Below are 14,142 nucleotides of genomic sequence, written 5' to 3' on the forward strand. Positions count from 1 at the left end.
GACCATAGAGCGTTGGAACCACCTGATCCCATCCCGAACTCAGAAGTGAAACGATGCATCGCCGATGGTAGTGTGGGGTTTCCCCATGTGAGAGTAGGTCATCGTCAAGATTAAATTCCGAAACCCCTGTCTGCTAACGCAGACAGGGGTTTTGTTTGTCCTTGAAAAAAGCATTCTGAGACTGGTACGGAGGTTGACCGTCAACCACGTTGGAGTAGGTCCATGGTGACCATGGAATCAGCCATACGGTAGCCCATCGCTTTGTAACCCGCCTGGCGCTTATCCGTTAGTACTAGAATTTTTCTACCCTCGCTGTACGCCAACTCAATCTCCAAAACGATTTTGGCTGTTCGCTCAGAGTCGTCGGCTAGATGCCGAAAAACGTCCTGAATCCCAAAACCGTCGGGGGCCACTACTGGTTTGGACAGCAATCGAGGCACGACAGATAGGTCATGAGGCGCACTCGCTGGCCGAGCAGCAGAATGTCGGATCGGTCCGCACTGCATGAAAATAATAAGCTGTTGCCCATCTCGGCGCACTGGGGTTGCGGTGAGTCCCAGTACGTACCGCGCGGTCGCGCTCCTCAGTAGTGCCTCGAATGACACGGCTGATAGGTGATGACACTCATCAACGATGATCTAGCCGTAGTTTTTTACCTGATCGCTGATCTCGCCTTTTCGCGATAACGACTGCATTACGGCAATGTCGATGATGCCGGTAAGCTTCGTTTTTCCGCCCCCAAGGGTACCAACGACACCATTCCCGACTCCCAGGAACGCCTGCAAGCGCTCTTGCCACTGCCTTAACAGCTCCGTCCGATGCACAAGCACCAACGTGTTAATGCCACGTGCGGCAATCAACGCAGCAGCACTCACCGTTTTACCGAAAGCTGTCGGTGCGCAGAGGATACCGGTGTCATGACTTAGCATTGCGCTGACAGCAGCCTCTTGGTCAGAACGCAGGGTCCCGAGAAAGCTCACGTCGATGGGGTCGCCCGCGAAGCGTTCGTCTTTAAGAATAGGGGTAACCCCGTTTTCCTCTAAAAGCTCCAGCGCAGCATCCAAACAGCCACGCGGTAACGCAATATGTTTGGGGAAGTTCTGGGCACAGCCGATAATCCTTGGCTTGTTCCACACTGACATGCGCATGGCCTGAGCTTTGTAGAACTCAGGATTGTGAAAAGCAGCGAGCCGGACAAGCTGGTTTGCCAATGGCTGTGGAAGGTTTGTAGTCAGCAGGTAGTAGCGCGTCGATTTCGAGTTTGAGTTCATGTGGTCGTTCAAAAAACAAACGAGATATTCAGTGCGGGGCGGACGAAAGCGCCAGCCCAACCACTATCAATGCCGAAGGTGCACCGAAATCAAAACCCGCTGGAGCCAAACAACGCCTGCCAGCTCACCGCAACCCTCTGTGGGAGCGGGCTTGCCCGCGAAGGCGCCAGCCCAGCCAACACAAACCCCTGAACTGAACCACAACCCCCTGTAGGAGCGAGCCCGCTCGCGAAAAACCCAAGGCATCCACATGTCCCGCTGAACACCCCCGCCCATCGCAACCAAGCCCGCCCTCACAACATCACGCCCGACGCTTGAAATCAAAAGCTATCCCGGCGCGTCGCCAACTACCCCTCAGCCTTAGCCCCCGCCCGCTTGGACGCCACTTCATTATTCCGATCCCGCATCAGCACCTTCACCGCATCATCCACCAACGCCTTGCTCATCGAAGTCAGATAATGCGCAGCCCAGGCGTGACGGTCGGTGTCTCTGGCATAAGCGGCATCTTCAGTGAGCGTCTTGGCCAGGAACAGAAAGTCGGAGGCCATGGACAACGCATCGCCGAGAGGGACGCCGCGAGTGACATGAAACAACGCTTGATCCGCGCAGTAGATCGCGGGTGTCAGGCCGATGGTTTTGAGTTCAGGTTGTTCAGTCATTGGCCACCTCCGAGGATGGAGAGGCAATGGGGGAGGGGTTACGCGATTGGGAATCGCATAGAGAGAAAAGCCAAATTTCAAACGGATTGATACTGCGCATTATCCAACTCCTTGATATGAGGAGCTGCCACGTTCGTTTCCACACGAATGGGTGACAGCTGTGCGCAGGGTGGAAAACCGGGAATCAAGGAAACCGGCACGCCCGAGAGCGTCCCACGCACAGCCGCCATAACTCACGCCGCAGGCATAAAAAAAGCGCCGGCAGACGTGATGGGGGCGCTGTTGCGCCTTGAATTACACGGGTTTCCACACCCGGTCGCTGAATTGGCAGCGACGGTGGGAGGGTATCGCGCAGATCGTTTTGCTGCAACCTTCGAGAGCGCTGGGTGATTATGTGGTCAGTCTTTGGGATATCCGCGTGATGATGGCGCGGCGCTGGAAAAGGGCAATGCCATCTGTCCGCGGGTTACATATTTGCGCTTCGGGTCGTTGAGGATTTACCTCATAATCGCGCGCTCCTACCGTTGGCAGCTCTGCTTATCGACTAATCTGTAGTCGCTGCCACCAGACCTCAAATAGCCAAGGAGAAAGGCAATGTCAGCTAACGGGAACCAGCGTCAGTCGGACGCACCTGCCAAGAATGCTCTTGAATGGTTACTGGCCCCATCTGATTTACCTGCGACCCTATGAGCCAAGCCGCCTTCGTCAATCCAAGCCTGCTCACCTGGTCTCGGGAGCGTGCAGGTCTCTCCACTGAGCAGGTTGCTAAAAAACTGCCAGTGAAACCTGATCGCGTACAGGAATGGGAGGCTGGCGAGACCAAACCAACTTTCCTTCAGGCTCAAAAGTGGGCGAGTGTCGCTCACATCCCGTTTGGCTTCCTATTTCTTCAGCAGCCACCCGTCGAACAACTGCCTTTACCTGATCTGCGGACAGTGGGAGGGATTGCTCCTGAACGTCCCACTCTGGAGCTGTTGGACACCGTAAGGGATGCAATACGTAAGCAGGACTGGTACCTGGAGTATCTGCAACACCAGGAGCATCAGTCGCTTGCTTTTGTAGGTCGCTTCAATAGCCGATCTCAAGTCAAAGAGGTGGTGGACGATATTCGCCGAGTACTCGGCGTGAACCCTGACATTGCTCGATTGGATTACGAAAAATACAGCCGTGCCTTGATCGATGCTGCGGAAACGGTTGGCATTTTGGTTATGCGCAGTGGTATTGCGCTAGGGAATACTCACCGCAAACTGGAAGTGAGCGAATTTCGGGGTTTTGCCATCAGCAATGCCTACGCCCCCGTCGTATTTATCAACAGTTCCGACGCTCCCACCGCCAGGCTGTTCACCTTACTTCACGAACTGGCTCATATCTGGATTGGTAGCAGTGGAGTGTCTGACGGAAATACCGCCAATGGTCGAGAGGAGGAGCGTTTCTGCAATGCAGTTGCAGGTGAGTTTCTGGCACCCGAAACCCAATTCCGCGCCTTATGGAATGCAGATGTTAACTGGGAAGACAATTTAGCTCCGCTAGCGAGTCGGTTTCACATCAGTAAGTTGGCGATTGGTCGCCGCGCATTGGATCTCGGATATATAAGCCAAGCGCATTACAGCGCTTACTATCGAATGATCCTCAAGACTTTCCAGGATGAAAAAGGCGGAGCGGGTGACTATTACCGTAACGCCACCGCGAAAAACAGCCCTCGTCTAAGCAAGGCAGTGCTGACTGAAGCAATGAGTGGCCGGATGCTGCTGCGCGAGGCGGGACACTTGCTCGGCGTGCAACCTGCCAAATTAAGGACTCTCGCCAGCAAGATCACGGAATGAATTATTTACTCGACGCAAACACACTGATCGAAGCAAAGAATCGTTACTACGGGATGGCTATCTGTCCTGGATTTTGGAAATGGTTATTGCTTAAAAATAAATCATTAGCTTTAGCCAGCATTGCACCGGTAATGGACGAGCTAACTAAAGGGCATGATGATCTGGCCGGTTGGGCGAAGGGAAATTCTGATTTCTTTCACTCCACCACCGATCAGGATACGCAACTGGCATTCGCGCAGGTCGCGGGGCTCGTGGCTGATCAATCGCCTAAGATGAAAGTAGGCGCTATGGAGGAGTTTTTGGCGGGTGCTGACCCTTGGTTAATTGCGAAAGCGATGACTACAGGGTCTACAGTCGTTACTCATGAAGTGCTGAATCTCGACGCTAAACGGAAATTCATAATTCCCAATATTTGTCAGGAACTTGATGTTCATTTTTTGAATACGTTTGAGTTATTGCATAGGCTTGAAGCAAGGTTTGTGTTGCCTGTCTGAAGTAAGTGACTTTTTCAAGTCATTTGGAAAGAGAAAGGGGGCGGATTTATTACTTCTTCATGAAAAAAAAGGAGACAAATATGATATTGGATAAGACGTGGCGACGAGCGTCTAGCCGGTTGTAGGGCTTCCTCCTTTTTTAGACCGCCCACCTTCATTCATTGAATGTCTTTCAGGTAGTCCTTGAGAGCGATGAGCGGAGCATCAAGTTGCTCCATCGTCTGAATACTGGAAAATTCACCTGCCAACCTTTGTAACTCGCGGCCCAACGGTTTATCCACACCGCCGATGGCTTCCAGCGCCAACTCGAGGCACTCGTCCATTTTCAATTGGATTCCCTCAACATCCCCCCGCCGCACCAGCAGCTCAAACACATCCCGCTGGTAATCCCCCATCACCAGATCATCCCGCAAGATCGGGCTCTGGCCTTCCGATTCATAAGCCAGTTTGAGGGAGAAGAGGGCGACGGTTTCCAGGTGCAATTCCATGGGGGGAATCCTTGTGAAATGTTCATCCGGCGAGGGGGGCCGAAGAGAGGCAAGATCAAAAGATCGCAGCCTTCGGCAGCTCCTACAGGTTGGTGCGTTGTTGGGGCGTTTGTCGGGGGCGTGCTGGCCACTTTATTGCGGGCGAAAAAAAAGGCCTTGCTAAGCAAGACCTTTCTTAATTTTGGTGCCCCGAGGGAGACTCGAACTCCCACTCCTTTCGAAAACGGATTTTGAATCCGCCGCGTCTACCAATTCCGCCATCAGGGCTCAATGGCGGCGAAGTATAGAGATGAGATAACCGCTGGTCAATCAGGTACATGGAGAATTTTTGATAATTCCGCTAGACTTCCCGGCCCTGCTAGACGAACCCCATCATGCGCGTTGCTGACTTTACTTTCGAGCTCCCTGATTCGCTGATTGCCCGCCATCCTTTGGCCGAGCGTCGCGGTAGTCGCCTGTTGACCCTGGATGGGGTCAGCGGCGCTCTGGCACACCGTCAATTCACTGATTTGCTGGAGCATTTGCGCCCCGGCGATTTGATGGTGTTCAACAATACCCGGGTGATTCCGGCGCGGCTGTTTGGCCAGAAGGCTTCCGGCGGCAAGCTGGAAATCCTGGTGGAGCGGGTGCTCGACAGTCATCGTGTGCTGGCCCATGTGCGCTCCAGCAAGTCGCCCAAGCCTGGGTCGAAGATCCTGATCGACGGCGGTGGCGAGGCCGAGATGCTGGCGCGGCACGATGCGTTGTTCGAGCTAGGGTTTGCCGAGGAGGTGTTGCCGCTGCTCGACCGTGTCGGGCACATGCCGTTGCCTCCTTATATAGACCGCCCGGATGAAGGCGCCGACCGCGAGCGTTACCAGACCGTCTACGCCGAGCGTTTGGGCGCGGTGGCGGCGCCGACGGCGGGGCTGCATTTCGATCAGGTGCTGATGGAGGCGATTGCCGCCAAGGGCGTCGAGACGGCGTTCGTGACCTTGCACGTTGGCGCGGGTACGTTCCAGCCGGTGCGGGTCGAGAAGATCGAAGACCATCACATGCACAGCGAATGGCTGGAAGTCGGCCAGGACGTGGTGGATGCCGTTGCCGCCTGCCGCGCGCGCGGTGGTCGTGTGGTGGCTGTGGGGACCACCAGCGTGCGCTCGCTGGAAAGTGCCGCGCGCGATGGCGTGCTCAAGCCGTTCAGCGGCGATACAGACATTTTCATCTATCCTGGCCGGCCGTTTCATGTGGTCGATGCCCTGGTCACCAACTTCCATTTGCCCGAATCCACGCTGTTGATGCTGGTTTCGGCGTTTGCCGGTTATCCGGAAACCATGGCTGCCTACAAAGCTGCGGTCGACAACGGTTACCGCTTTTTCAGCTACGGTGATGCGATGTTCATCACCCGTAATCCCGCTCCAAGCGGCCCAGAGGAAACAGTATGAGTCGCACCTGTCGTATGTCTTTCGAGCTGCTGGCCACTGATGGCAAGGCTCGTCGCGGTCGTTTGACCTTCCCGCGCGGTACCGTCGAGACCCCGGCCTTCATGCCGGTGGGCACTTACGGCACGGTCAAGGGCATGCTGCCACGGGATATCGAGGCGACGGGCGCTGAAATCATTCTGGGCAACACCTTCCACCTGTGGCTGCGCCCGGGCACGGAAGTGATCAAGAAGCACGGCGACCTGCACGATTTCATGCAGTGGAAAGGCCCGATCCTGACCGACTCCGGCGGTTTCCAGGTGTTCAGCCTGGGGGCCATGCGCAAGATCAAGGAGGAGGGCGTGACCTTCGCTTCCCCGGTCGACGGCGCCAAGGTGTTCATGGGGCCGGAAGAGTCGATGCAGGTCCAGCGTGACCTGGGCTCGGACATCGTGATGATTTTCGACGAATGCACGCCGTACCCGGCGGATGAAGACGTCGCGCGTATTTCCATGGAATTGTCCCTGCGTTGGGCCAAGCGTTCGAAAGAAGCCCATGGCGACAACACGGCGGCGCTGTTCGGCATCGTGCAGGGCGGCATGCACCAGGACCTGCGCATGCGCTCCCTGGAAGGCCTGGACAAGATCGGCTTCGACGGCCTGGCCATCGGCGGCCTGTCGGTGGGCGAGCCCAAGCACGAGATGATCAAGGTGCTGGACTACCTGCCGGGCATGATGCCGGCTGACAAACCTCGTTACCTTATGGGCGTTGGCAAACCGGAAGATCTGGTTGAGGGTGTGCGCCGCGGTGTGGACATGTTCGATTGCGTGATGCCAACCCGTAATGCCCGCAATGGGCATCTGTTCATCGATACCGGCGTGCTGAAGATCCGTAACGCGTTCCATCGCCATGATGATTCGCCGCTCGATCCGACCTGCGATTGCTATACCTGCCAGAACTTCTCCCGCGCTTATCTGCATCACCTGGACAAGTGCGGCGAAATGCTGGGAAGCATGCTCAATACCATCCATAACTTGCGTCATTATCAAGTGCTTATGGCTGGTTTGCGCGAGGCTATTCAACAGGGTACATTGGCCGCCTTTGTCGATGCCTTCTACGCCAAACGCGGGTTACCTGTTCCGCCTTTGAACTGAGTTTTCTGACCCCAAGATTCAACATTTGCAACTGGAGTGCTAAATGAGCTTTTTTATCTCTAATGCCATGGCAGACGCTGCAGCACCTGCGGCAGCCCCTATGGGCGGCGGTTTCGAGTGGATTTTCCTGGTCGGCTTCCTGGTCATCTTCTACCTGATGATCTGGCGTCCACAGGCCAAGCGCGCCAAAGAGCAGAAAAACCTGCTGAGCAGCCTGCAAAAGGGTGACGAAGTTGTGACCACCGGCGGCATCGCCGGCAAGATCACTAAAGTGGCCGACGATTTCGTCGTTCTGGAAGTTTCCGACACCGTCGAAATGAAATTCCAGAAAGGTGCCATCGCCGCGACGCTGCCAAAAGGCACGCTCAAAGCGATCTAAGTTTCAACTTCATCTTCAATCGACGGGGCGCGCAAGGCGCCCCGCGTCATAAACGGGCGGCGTGATGCTGAACAAATATCCTCTGTGGAAATACATTCTGATCCTGGCGGTGCTGGCGGTCGGTCTGATTTATTCCGCTCCCAATCTTTACCCTGATGACCCGGCCATTCAGGTCAGCGGTGCAAGCACTGCGCTGCAGGTCAATCAGGCTGATCTGGATCGTGTAAGCACGGCGCTCAAGGAATCCGGGATCAACGTCAAGGCTGCCACCCTGGCCGCCAACGGCAAGGGCGGGCTGATTCGCCTGACCAAGGCTGAAGACCAGCTGCCGGCCAAGGACGTTGTGCGCAAGGCGTTGGGTGATGACTACGTCGTCGCGCTGAACCTGGCACAAACCACCCCGCAATGGCTGCGCAACCTCGCTGCGCACCCGATGAAGCTGGGTCTGGACTTGTCCGGTGGTGTGCACTTCCTGCTGGAAGTGGACATGGACAAAGCCCTCGACGCGCGTCTGAAAGTCTACGAAGGCGATGTAAAGAGCCTGCTGCGTAAAGAAAAGCTGCGCTATCGCAGCCTGCCGCAACTCAATGGTGCCATCCAGCTGGGCTTCGCTGATGAAGACAGCCGTGAACAGGCCCGTGTGCTGATCCGCAAGAACTTCAACGATTTCGACATTGTTCCGGCCGACCTCAATGGTCAACCGGTGCTGCGTCTGGCGATGACCCCGGCCAAGCTGGCGGAAATCCGCGAATACTCCATCAAGCAGAACTTGACCACGGTACGTAACCGCGTCAACGAGCTGGGTGTTGCCGAACCGATCGTTCAGCGTCAGGGCGCCAACCGCATCGTGGTTGAGCTGCCGGGCGTGCAGGACACCGCCGAAGCCAAGCGTATCCTCGGCAAGACGGCCAACCTCGAGTTCCGTCTGGCTGCTGAGCCGGGTGCTTCGAAAGCCACTTCCGAGTCCTTCGAGTTCCGTGAGGGCAAGCGTCCTCCTGCGCTGATCGAGCGTGGCCTGATCATCACCGGTGACCAGGTGACTGACGCCAAGGCTGGTTTCGGCGAGCACGGTACGCCGGAAGTGAACATTCGTCTGGACGGCCACGGCGGCGAGCTGATGAGCCGTGCGACCCGTTCGAACGTCGGTCGCAGCATGGCGGTGATCTTCATCGAGCAGCGTCCGGTCACCACTTACACCAAGCAAGTGGTCAACGGCGTCGAGAAAGACGTGGCGGTGCAGAGCTTCAAGGAAGAGAAGAAGATCATCAGCCTGGCGACCATCCAGTCGCCGCTGGGTGCGCAGTTCCGTATTACCGGCCTGAACGGCCAGGGCGAGTCGTCCGAGCTGGCGCTGCTGCTGCGTGCCGGTGGCCTGGCGGCACCGATGTACTTTGCTGAAGAACGCACCATTGGTCCAAGCCTGGGTGCCGACAACATCACCAAGGGTATCGATGCGTCGCTGTGGGGCATGCTGTTCGTCTCGCTGTTCATCATGGCCATCTACCGCTTCTTCGGCCTCATCGCCACCGTCGCTCTGGCGGTGAACATGGTGATGCTGCTGGCGCTGATGTCGCTGCTGGGTGCAACGCTGACTCTGCCGGGTATCGCCGGTATCGTGTTGACCATGGGTATGGCGGTCGACGCCAACGTGCTGATCTTCTCGCGGATCCGTGAAGAGATCGCCGCCGGCATGACCGTGCAGCGCGCAATCAACGAAGGCTTCGGCCGGGCTTTCACCGCGATTCTCGACGCCAACCTGACCACACTGCTGGTCGGCGGTATCCTCTTTGCCATGGGCACCGGCCCGGTCAAGGGCTTCGCAGTGACCATGTCCCTCGGGATCTTTACCTCGATGTTCACGGCCATCATGGTGACCCGCGCGATGGTCAACCTGATCTTCGGCGGTCGTGACTTCAAGAAGTTGTGGATTTAAGGGGCTGCCATGTTACGTACAATCAACTTCATGGGCGTTCGCAACTTTGCGTTCGGCGTCACATTGTTCCTTACCGCACTGGCCTTGTTCAGTGTCTTCCACAAGGGCATGAACTGGGGTCTGGACTTCACCGGCGGTACGCTCATCGAGCTGACCTACGAGCGTCCGGCCGATGTCACCAAGGTGCGTGAACAGCTGGTTACTGCTGGCTATCACGAAGCCATCGTGCAGAACTTCGGTGCGACCACCGATCTGCTGGTGCGCATGCCGGGCGAAGACCCGCAACTGGGTCACCAGGTGGCCGAGGCCTTGCAGAAGGTCGGCGGCGAGAACCCGGCGACGGTCAAGCGCGTCGAGTTCGTCGGCCCGCAGGTGGGTGAAGAGCTGCGCGACCAGGGCGGCCTCGGCATGCTGATGGCGCTGGGCGGCATCCTGATCTACCTGGCGTTCCGCTTTCAGTGGAAATTCGCGGTCGGTGCGATCGTGTCTCTGATCCACGACGTGATCGTGACCATCGGTATCCTGTCGTTCTTCCAGATCACCTTCGACCTGACGGTGCTGGCGGCGGTACTGGCGATCATCGGTTACTCGCTCAACGACACCATCGTGGTATTCGACCGGGTTCGTGAGAACTTCCGTGTCCTGCGCAAGGCCAGCCTGATCGAGAACATCAACATCTCGACCACGCAAACCCTGCTGCGGACCATGGCGACTTCGATCTCCACCTTGCTGGCGATCGCGGCCCTGCTGTTCTTCGGCGGCGACAACCTGTTCGGTTTCTCCATCGCCCTGTTCATCGGTGTGCTGGCGGGTACCTACTCGTCGATCTACATCGCGAACGTGGTGCTGATCTGGCTGAACCTGAGCACGGAAGACCTGATTCCTCCTGCCAACACCGAGAAGGAAGTCGACGACCGTCCTTGAGGGGCTTTCTAACCCATAGCAGTCCTCCATCGGTGTAGTCCAAAAAAGGCGCGAGTTGAACTCGCGCCTTTTTTTGTGCTCCAAGGCTGGGAGAAGCGCGGACACGTTCCGCATGTGATGGTCCAGGAGGTTCATGTGAACAAGTCGATGCTGGTTGGTGCTGTACTGGGTGCTGTCGGTGTGACTGCCGGGGGCGCTGTGGCCACCTACAGCCTGGTTAAAAGCGGTCCTGAGTTCGCACAAGTACTCGCCGTTGAGCCGGTCAAGACACAAATCAAGACTCCACGTGAAGTGTGCAAGGATGTAACGGTCACCCGGCAGGCGCCGGTGAAAGATCAACATCAGATCGCCGGTACGGTGGTCGGTGCATTGGCAGGTGGTTTGCTGGGTAACCAGGTCGGTGGCGGCACCGGCAAGAAGATCGCCACGGTCGCGGGTGCTGTCGGTGGCGGTTATGCCGGCAACAAGGTGCAGGAAGGCATGCAAGAGCGTGATACCTACACCACGACCCAGACCCGCTGTAACACGGTCAACGACATCAGTGACAAGGTTGTAGGTTACGACGTGCGGTATTCGCTGGACGGCAAGGAAGGCAAGGTGCGCATGGATCGTGATCCGGGCAACCAGATTCCGGTGGATAAGGAAGGCAAGTTGATCCTGTCGGAGAATCAGCAGGGTCAGTGATCTGCTGAAGCTGGATAAAAAAGAAGCACCCTGCGGGGTGCTTTTTTTGTGCCCGCAATTTATGCATCACCACCAATCCCCCTGTGGGAGCGGGCTTGCTCGCGAAGGCGGTCTAACATCAAACATCGGTGCTGGCTGACCCACCGCTTTCGCGAGCAAGCCCGCTCCCACATTGGGTTTGTGGTGTGTTGGGAATCAAATTCCAGGCATAAAAAAAGCACCCCGCAGGGTGCTTTTTCTGTCGCGGGAAGCTTAGCGCTTCAGCGAGGCCGGCAGGTGCGGCTGGATCGCCGTCAAAACTGCCTTGAAGCATTTGGTGTTGCCGGCAACGACGTGGCCTTTCTCGAGGAAGTCGTGACCGCCGGTGAAGTCGCTCACCAGGCCGCCTGCTTCCTGGATCAGCAGGGCGCCAGCGGCCATGTCCCACTCGGACAGGCCCGACTCCCAGAAGGCGTCGAAACGGCCGGCAGCCACGTAGGCCAGGTCCAGGCTCGCGGAACCGGCGCGGCGGATGCCGGCAGTCTGGCCAACCAGGGCGCGGAACATGCCCAGGTAGTTGTCGAGGTTGTCCATCTGCTCGTCACGGAACGGGAAGCCGGTACCCAGCAGGGCGCCGTCCAGGCTGGTGCGACCGCTGACGCGCAGGCGACGACCGTTCAGTTGAGCGCCGCGACCACGGCTGGCGGTGAATTCTTCCTGGCGAACCGGGTCCAGAACAACAGCGTGCTCCAGGCGACCGCGGTATTTGCAGGCAATGCTGACAGCGAAGTGAGGAATGCCGCGCAGGAAGTTGGTGGTGCCGTCCAGCGGATCGATGATCCACAGGTACTCTTCGCCTTCGATGCCGGTGCCGGCGTGCATGCCGGTCTCTTCACCCAGGATCGAGTGATTCGGGTACGCCTTGCGCAGGGCGTCGATGATTTTCTGTTCAGCGGCGCGATCCACCTCGGATACGTAATCCTTGGCGTCTTTTTCGTCGACCTTGATGGTATCCAGGCGCTCGATGGAGCGGAAGATCAATTCACTGGCGCTGCGGGCGGCGCGCAGCGCGATATTCAGCATGGGCTGCATGGATGTGTCACCTAAGGTTGTTAAAGAAAGCCGGGCATTCTATCAGAAAGTTTCTACAGGAGAAGGACGACGTTCGCTTTCATGGCTTAACGGTAGCTTCAGCTGTAAGATTCCGCTCCCGATTATCGTGTTCGAGAGCGCCTCCCTTGCTGCATAACATTCGTGTCGTCCTGGTCAATGCCAGCCATCCGGGCAATATCGGCGGGGCTGCGCGTGCCATGAAGAACATGGGCTTGTCGCGGCTGGTGCTGGTCGAGCCTCGTCAGTTCCCGCATCACGAAGCCGACGCCCGTGCTTCCGGTGCCGGTGACATCCTTGAAAACGCGCAAGTCGTCGCCACCTTGGAAGATGCCCTGGTCGGCTGCAATCTGGTGCTGGGTACCAGTGCCCGCGACCGGCGCATTCCCTGGCCGCTGCTCGATCCCCGCGAATGCGGAACGAAGGTGGTTGAGGAAGCCGGGCAGGGCGCGGAAATCGCCCTGGTGTTCGGTCGTGAAGATTCCGGACTGACCAACGAAGAGCTGCAGCGATGTCATTATCACGTGCACATCCCATCCGACCCTGAGTTCAGTTCGCTGAACCTTGGGGCGGCGGTGCAGGTGTTGAGCTATGAAGTGCGCATGTCCTGGCTGGCGGCCCAAGGCCAGCCAAGCAAGGTCGAGAAGGAAGAGGTGGCTTCGGTCAAGAGCGCTGAGCTGGCGACCATGGACGAGCTGGAGCGATTCTATGAACATCTGGAGCAAACCCTGGTGGCCATCGAATTCCTCGATCCGGAAAAACCACGGCACTTGATGGCGCGCCTGCGCCGGTTGTACGGACGCAGCTCGGTCAGCCGGGCGGAAATGAATATTTTGCGTGGCATCCTCACGGAAACCCAGAAAGCGGCCCGTGGTGAGCTCCTGAAGCGGAAGGATTAATGATGTTTGAGCGTTTGCGTGAAGATATCCAGAGCGTATTCCATCGAGACCCGGCGGCGCGTAACGCTTTTGAAGTCCTGACCTGCTACCCCGGCATGCACGCCATCTGGATTCACCGTTTGTCGGCGATGCTGTGGCGCGCGGACCTGAAGTGGCTGGCGCGGCTGGTGTCGAACTTCGGTCGCTGGCTGACCGGAATCGAGATTCATCCAGGGGCCAAGGTCGGTCGACGGTTCTTCATCGACCATGGCATGGGTATCGTCATCGGTGAAACCGCCGAGATCGGCGACGACGTCACTATTTACCAGGGCGTGACCTTGGGTGGTACCAGCTGGAACAAGGGCAAGCGTCACCCGACTCTGGGTGATGGCGTCGTGGTCGGGGCGGGCGCGAAGGTGCTCGGTCCGTTCACTGTCGGTGCCGGTGCCAAGGTGGGTTCCAATGCTGTCGTGACCAAGGAAGTGCCTCCGGGGGCGACCGTGGTCGGGATTCCGGGGCGGATCATCGTCAAATCCGACGAAGAGCAGGATGCCAAGCGCAAGGCCATGGCCGAGAAGATCGGTTTTGATGCCTACGGCGTGACTGAAGACATGCCTGACCCGGTGGCACGCGCCATCAACCAGTTGCTCGACCACCTGCAGGCGGTCGATGGGCGTCTGGAAGGGATGTGCGGGGCATTGAAGGATCTGGGCAGTAATTACTGTGCGAAAGATCTGCCTGAGCTGCGCGAAGAAGACTTCGCCTGCGTAAAAGACAAAGACCAGACCCAGGCCAGCTGACGCCTTTGTGTAGGAGCTGCCGCAGGCTGCGATCTTTTAAGGTCAAGATCAAAAGATCGCAGCCTGCGGCAGCTCCTACAGGGGGGGCGGGGGTCGTATTTGGGTAATGGCGCTGCGCTAAGCGGTGTGCCATTAAGTCGCAGACCCTGCTATGATGCGCCCGCTC

The 14,142-nt window shown here is 57.6% G+C and carries 13 protein-coding genes, 1 tRNA gene, 1 rRNA gene and 1 pseudogene; 11 read left to right on the forward strand and 5 right to left on the reverse strand.

The window, feature by feature from the left end; all coding sequences use genetic code 11:
* Positions 1-110: ribosomal RNA gene (gene rrf, locus KW846_RS25035) — 5S ribosomal RNA — on the forward strand; the annotation flags it as partial.
* Positions 111-272: 162 nt separating this feature from the next.
* Here rrf and KW846_RS25040 read toward each other — a convergent pair.
* Together KW846_RS25040 and KW846_RS25045 are read right to left on the reverse strand one after the other, a co-directional pair.
* Positions 273-1,226, reverse strand: a pseudogene (locus KW846_RS25040) (DEAD/DEAH box helicase family protein); the annotation flags it as partial.
* A gap of 392 nt (positions 1,227-1,618) precedes the next feature.
* A complete protein-coding gene (locus KW846_RS25045) occupies positions 1,619-1,930 on the reverse strand; it encodes a DUF3077 domain-containing protein (RefSeq protein WP_218485898.1) in 312 nt (103 codons plus the stop codon).
* A 686-nt stretch (positions 1,931-2,616) separates the two neighbouring features.
* Here KW846_RS25045 and KW846_RS25050 point away from each other — a divergent pair.
* Together KW846_RS25050 and KW846_RS25055 are read left to right on the forward strand one after the other, a co-directional pair.
* Positions 2,617-3,753, forward strand: a complete 1,137-nt coding sequence (locus tag KW846_RS25050; RefSeq protein ID WP_218485899.1) for an XRE family transcriptional regulator — start codon at positions 2,617-2,619, stop codon at positions 3,751-3,753.
* Positions 3,750-4,247 (forward strand): DUF4411 family protein, encoded by a 498-nt coding sequence (locus KW846_RS25055; protein WP_218485900.1) that lies wholly within the window; start codon positions 3,750-3,752, stop codon positions 4,245-4,247. Before KW846_RS25050 ends, KW846_RS25055 begins: the two co-directional genes overlap by 4 nt.
* 158 nt (positions 4,248-4,405) lie before the next feature.
* Here the strand turns inward: KW846_RS25055 and KW846_RS25060 are convergent, their stop codons facing one another.
* Together KW846_RS25060 and KW846_RS25065 are read right to left on the reverse strand one after the other, a co-directional pair.
* A complete protein-coding gene (locus KW846_RS25060; protein ID WP_007980588.1) occupies positions 4,406-4,735 on the reverse strand; it encodes a hypothetical protein in 330 nt (109 codons plus the stop codon).
* 182 nt (positions 4,736-4,917) lie between these two features.
* Positions 4,918-5,002 (reverse strand) — tRNA-Leu (locus tag KW846_RS25065).
* A 107-nt stretch (positions 5,003-5,109) separates the two neighbouring features.
* Between KW846_RS25065 and queA the strand changes: the two genes are divergently transcribed.
* From queA to KW846_RS25095, 6 genes are all read left to right on the forward strand, one after another.
* A complete protein-coding gene (gene queA / locus KW846_RS25070; protein WP_218485901.1) occupies positions 5,110-6,159 on the forward strand; it encodes a tRNA preQ1(34) S-adenosylmethionine ribosyltransferase-isomerase QueA in 1,050 nt (349 codons plus the stop codon).
* Positions 6,160-6,173: 14 nt separating this feature from the next.
* Positions 6,174-7,289, forward strand: a complete 1,116-nt coding sequence (gene tgt / locus KW846_RS25075) for a tRNA guanosine(34) transglycosylase Tgt (protein ID WP_218485982.1) — start codon at positions 6,174-6,176, stop codon at positions 7,287-7,289.
* A gap of 43 nt (positions 7,290-7,332) precedes the next feature.
* Positions 7,333-7,668 carry a preprotein translocase subunit YajC gene (gene yajC / locus KW846_RS25080; protein WP_007956696.1) on the forward strand — a complete coding sequence of 112 codons (336 nt, stop codon included), beginning with the start codon at positions 7,333-7,335 and terminating at the stop codon, positions 7,666-7,668.
* A gap of 64 nt (positions 7,669-7,732) precedes the next feature.
* Positions 7,733-9,601: a protein translocase subunit SecD gene (secD, locus tag KW846_RS25085; protein ID WP_007980595.1), complete on the forward strand. Its 1,869-nt coding sequence runs from the start codon at positions 7,733-7,735 to the stop codon at positions 9,599-9,601.
* Positions 9,602-9,610: 9 nt separating this feature from the next.
* A complete protein-coding gene (secF, locus tag KW846_RS25090; RefSeq protein ID WP_007980597.1) occupies positions 9,611-10,525 on the forward strand; it encodes a protein translocase subunit SecF in 915 nt (304 codons plus the stop codon).
* A gap of 135 nt (positions 10,526-10,660) precedes the next feature.
* Complete coding sequence (locus KW846_RS25095) at positions 10,661-11,209, forward strand: glycine zipper 2TM domain-containing protein (RefSeq protein WP_015093622.1); 549 nt, start codon at positions 10,661-10,663, stop codon at positions 11,207-11,209.
* 252 nt (positions 11,210-11,461) lie between these two features.
* On the opposite strand, the gene suhB is transcribed toward KW846_RS25095, so the two are convergent.
* Positions 11,462-12,280, reverse strand: coding sequence for an inositol-phosphate phosphatase (gene suhB, locus KW846_RS25100; protein ID WP_007974015.1), 819 nt, complete (start codon positions 12,278-12,280; stop codon positions 11,462-11,464).
* A gap of 146 nt (positions 12,281-12,426) precedes the next feature.
* Here suhB and trmJ point away from each other — a divergent pair, with 146 nt between their 5' ends.
* The gene (gene trmJ, locus KW846_RS25105) at positions 12,427-13,197 is read left to right on the forward strand and encodes a tRNA (cytosine(32)/uridine(32)-2'-O)-methyltransferase TrmJ (RefSeq protein WP_218485902.1); all 771 of its coding nucleotides are present in this window, start codon (positions 12,427-12,429) and stop codon (positions 13,195-13,197) included.
* 2 nt (positions 13,198-13,199) lie between these two features.
* On the forward strand, positions 13,200-13,976 hold the full coding sequence (gene cysE, locus KW846_RS25110; protein ID WP_015093624.1) for a serine O-acetyltransferase: 777 nt from the start codon (positions 13,200-13,202) through the stop codon (positions 13,974-13,976).
* Positions 13,977-14,142 lie beyond the last annotated feature (166 nt).

Source organism: Pseudomonas sp. PDM32 (assembly GCF_019219225.1).
Lineage (GTDB): Bacteria > Pseudomonadota > Gammaproteobacteria > Pseudomonadales > Pseudomonadaceae > Aquipseudomonas > Aquipseudomonas laurylsulfatiphila.

Coding starts and splice junctions, on each gene's coding strand:
- suhB (WP_007974015.1), bottom strand. CDS start 12,280: ATGCAGCCCATGCTGAATATCGCGCTGCGCGCCGCCCGCAGCGCCAGT.
- KW846_RS25045 (WP_218485898.1), bottom strand. CDS start 1,930: ATGACTGAACAACCTGAACTCAAAACCATCGGCCTGACACCCGCGATC.
- KW846_RS25055 (WP_218485900.1), top strand. CDS start 3,750: ATGAATTATTTACTCGACGCAAACACACTGATCGAAGCAAAGAATCGT.
- cysE (WP_015093624.1), top strand. CDS start 13,200: ATGTTTGAGCGTTTGCGTGAAGATATCCAGAGCGTATTCCATCGAGAC.
- yajC (WP_007956696.1), top strand. CDS start 7,333: ATGAGCTTTTTTATCTCTAATGCCATGGCAGACGCTGCAGCACCTGCG.
- KW846_RS25050 (WP_218485899.1), top strand. CDS start 2,617: ATGAGCCAAGCCGCCTTCGTCAATCCAAGCCTGCTCACCTGGTCTCGG.
- secF (WP_007980597.1), top strand. CDS start 9,611: ATGTTACGTACAATCAACTTCATGGGCGTTCGCAACTTTGCGTTCGGC.
- queA (WP_218485901.1), top strand. CDS start 5,110: ATGCGCGTTGCTGACTTTACTTTCGAGCTCCCTGATTCGCTGATTGCC.
- tgt (WP_218485982.1), top strand. CDS start 6,174: ATGTCTTTCGAGCTGCTGGCCACTGATGGCAAGGCTCGTCGCGGTCGT.
- KW846_RS25060 (WP_007980588.1), bottom strand. CDS start 4,735: ATGGAATTGCACCTGGAAACCGTCGCCCTCTTCTCCCTCAAACTGGCT.
- secD (WP_007980595.1), top strand. CDS start 7,733: ATGCTGAACAAATATCCTCTGTGGAAATACATTCTGATCCTGGCGGTG.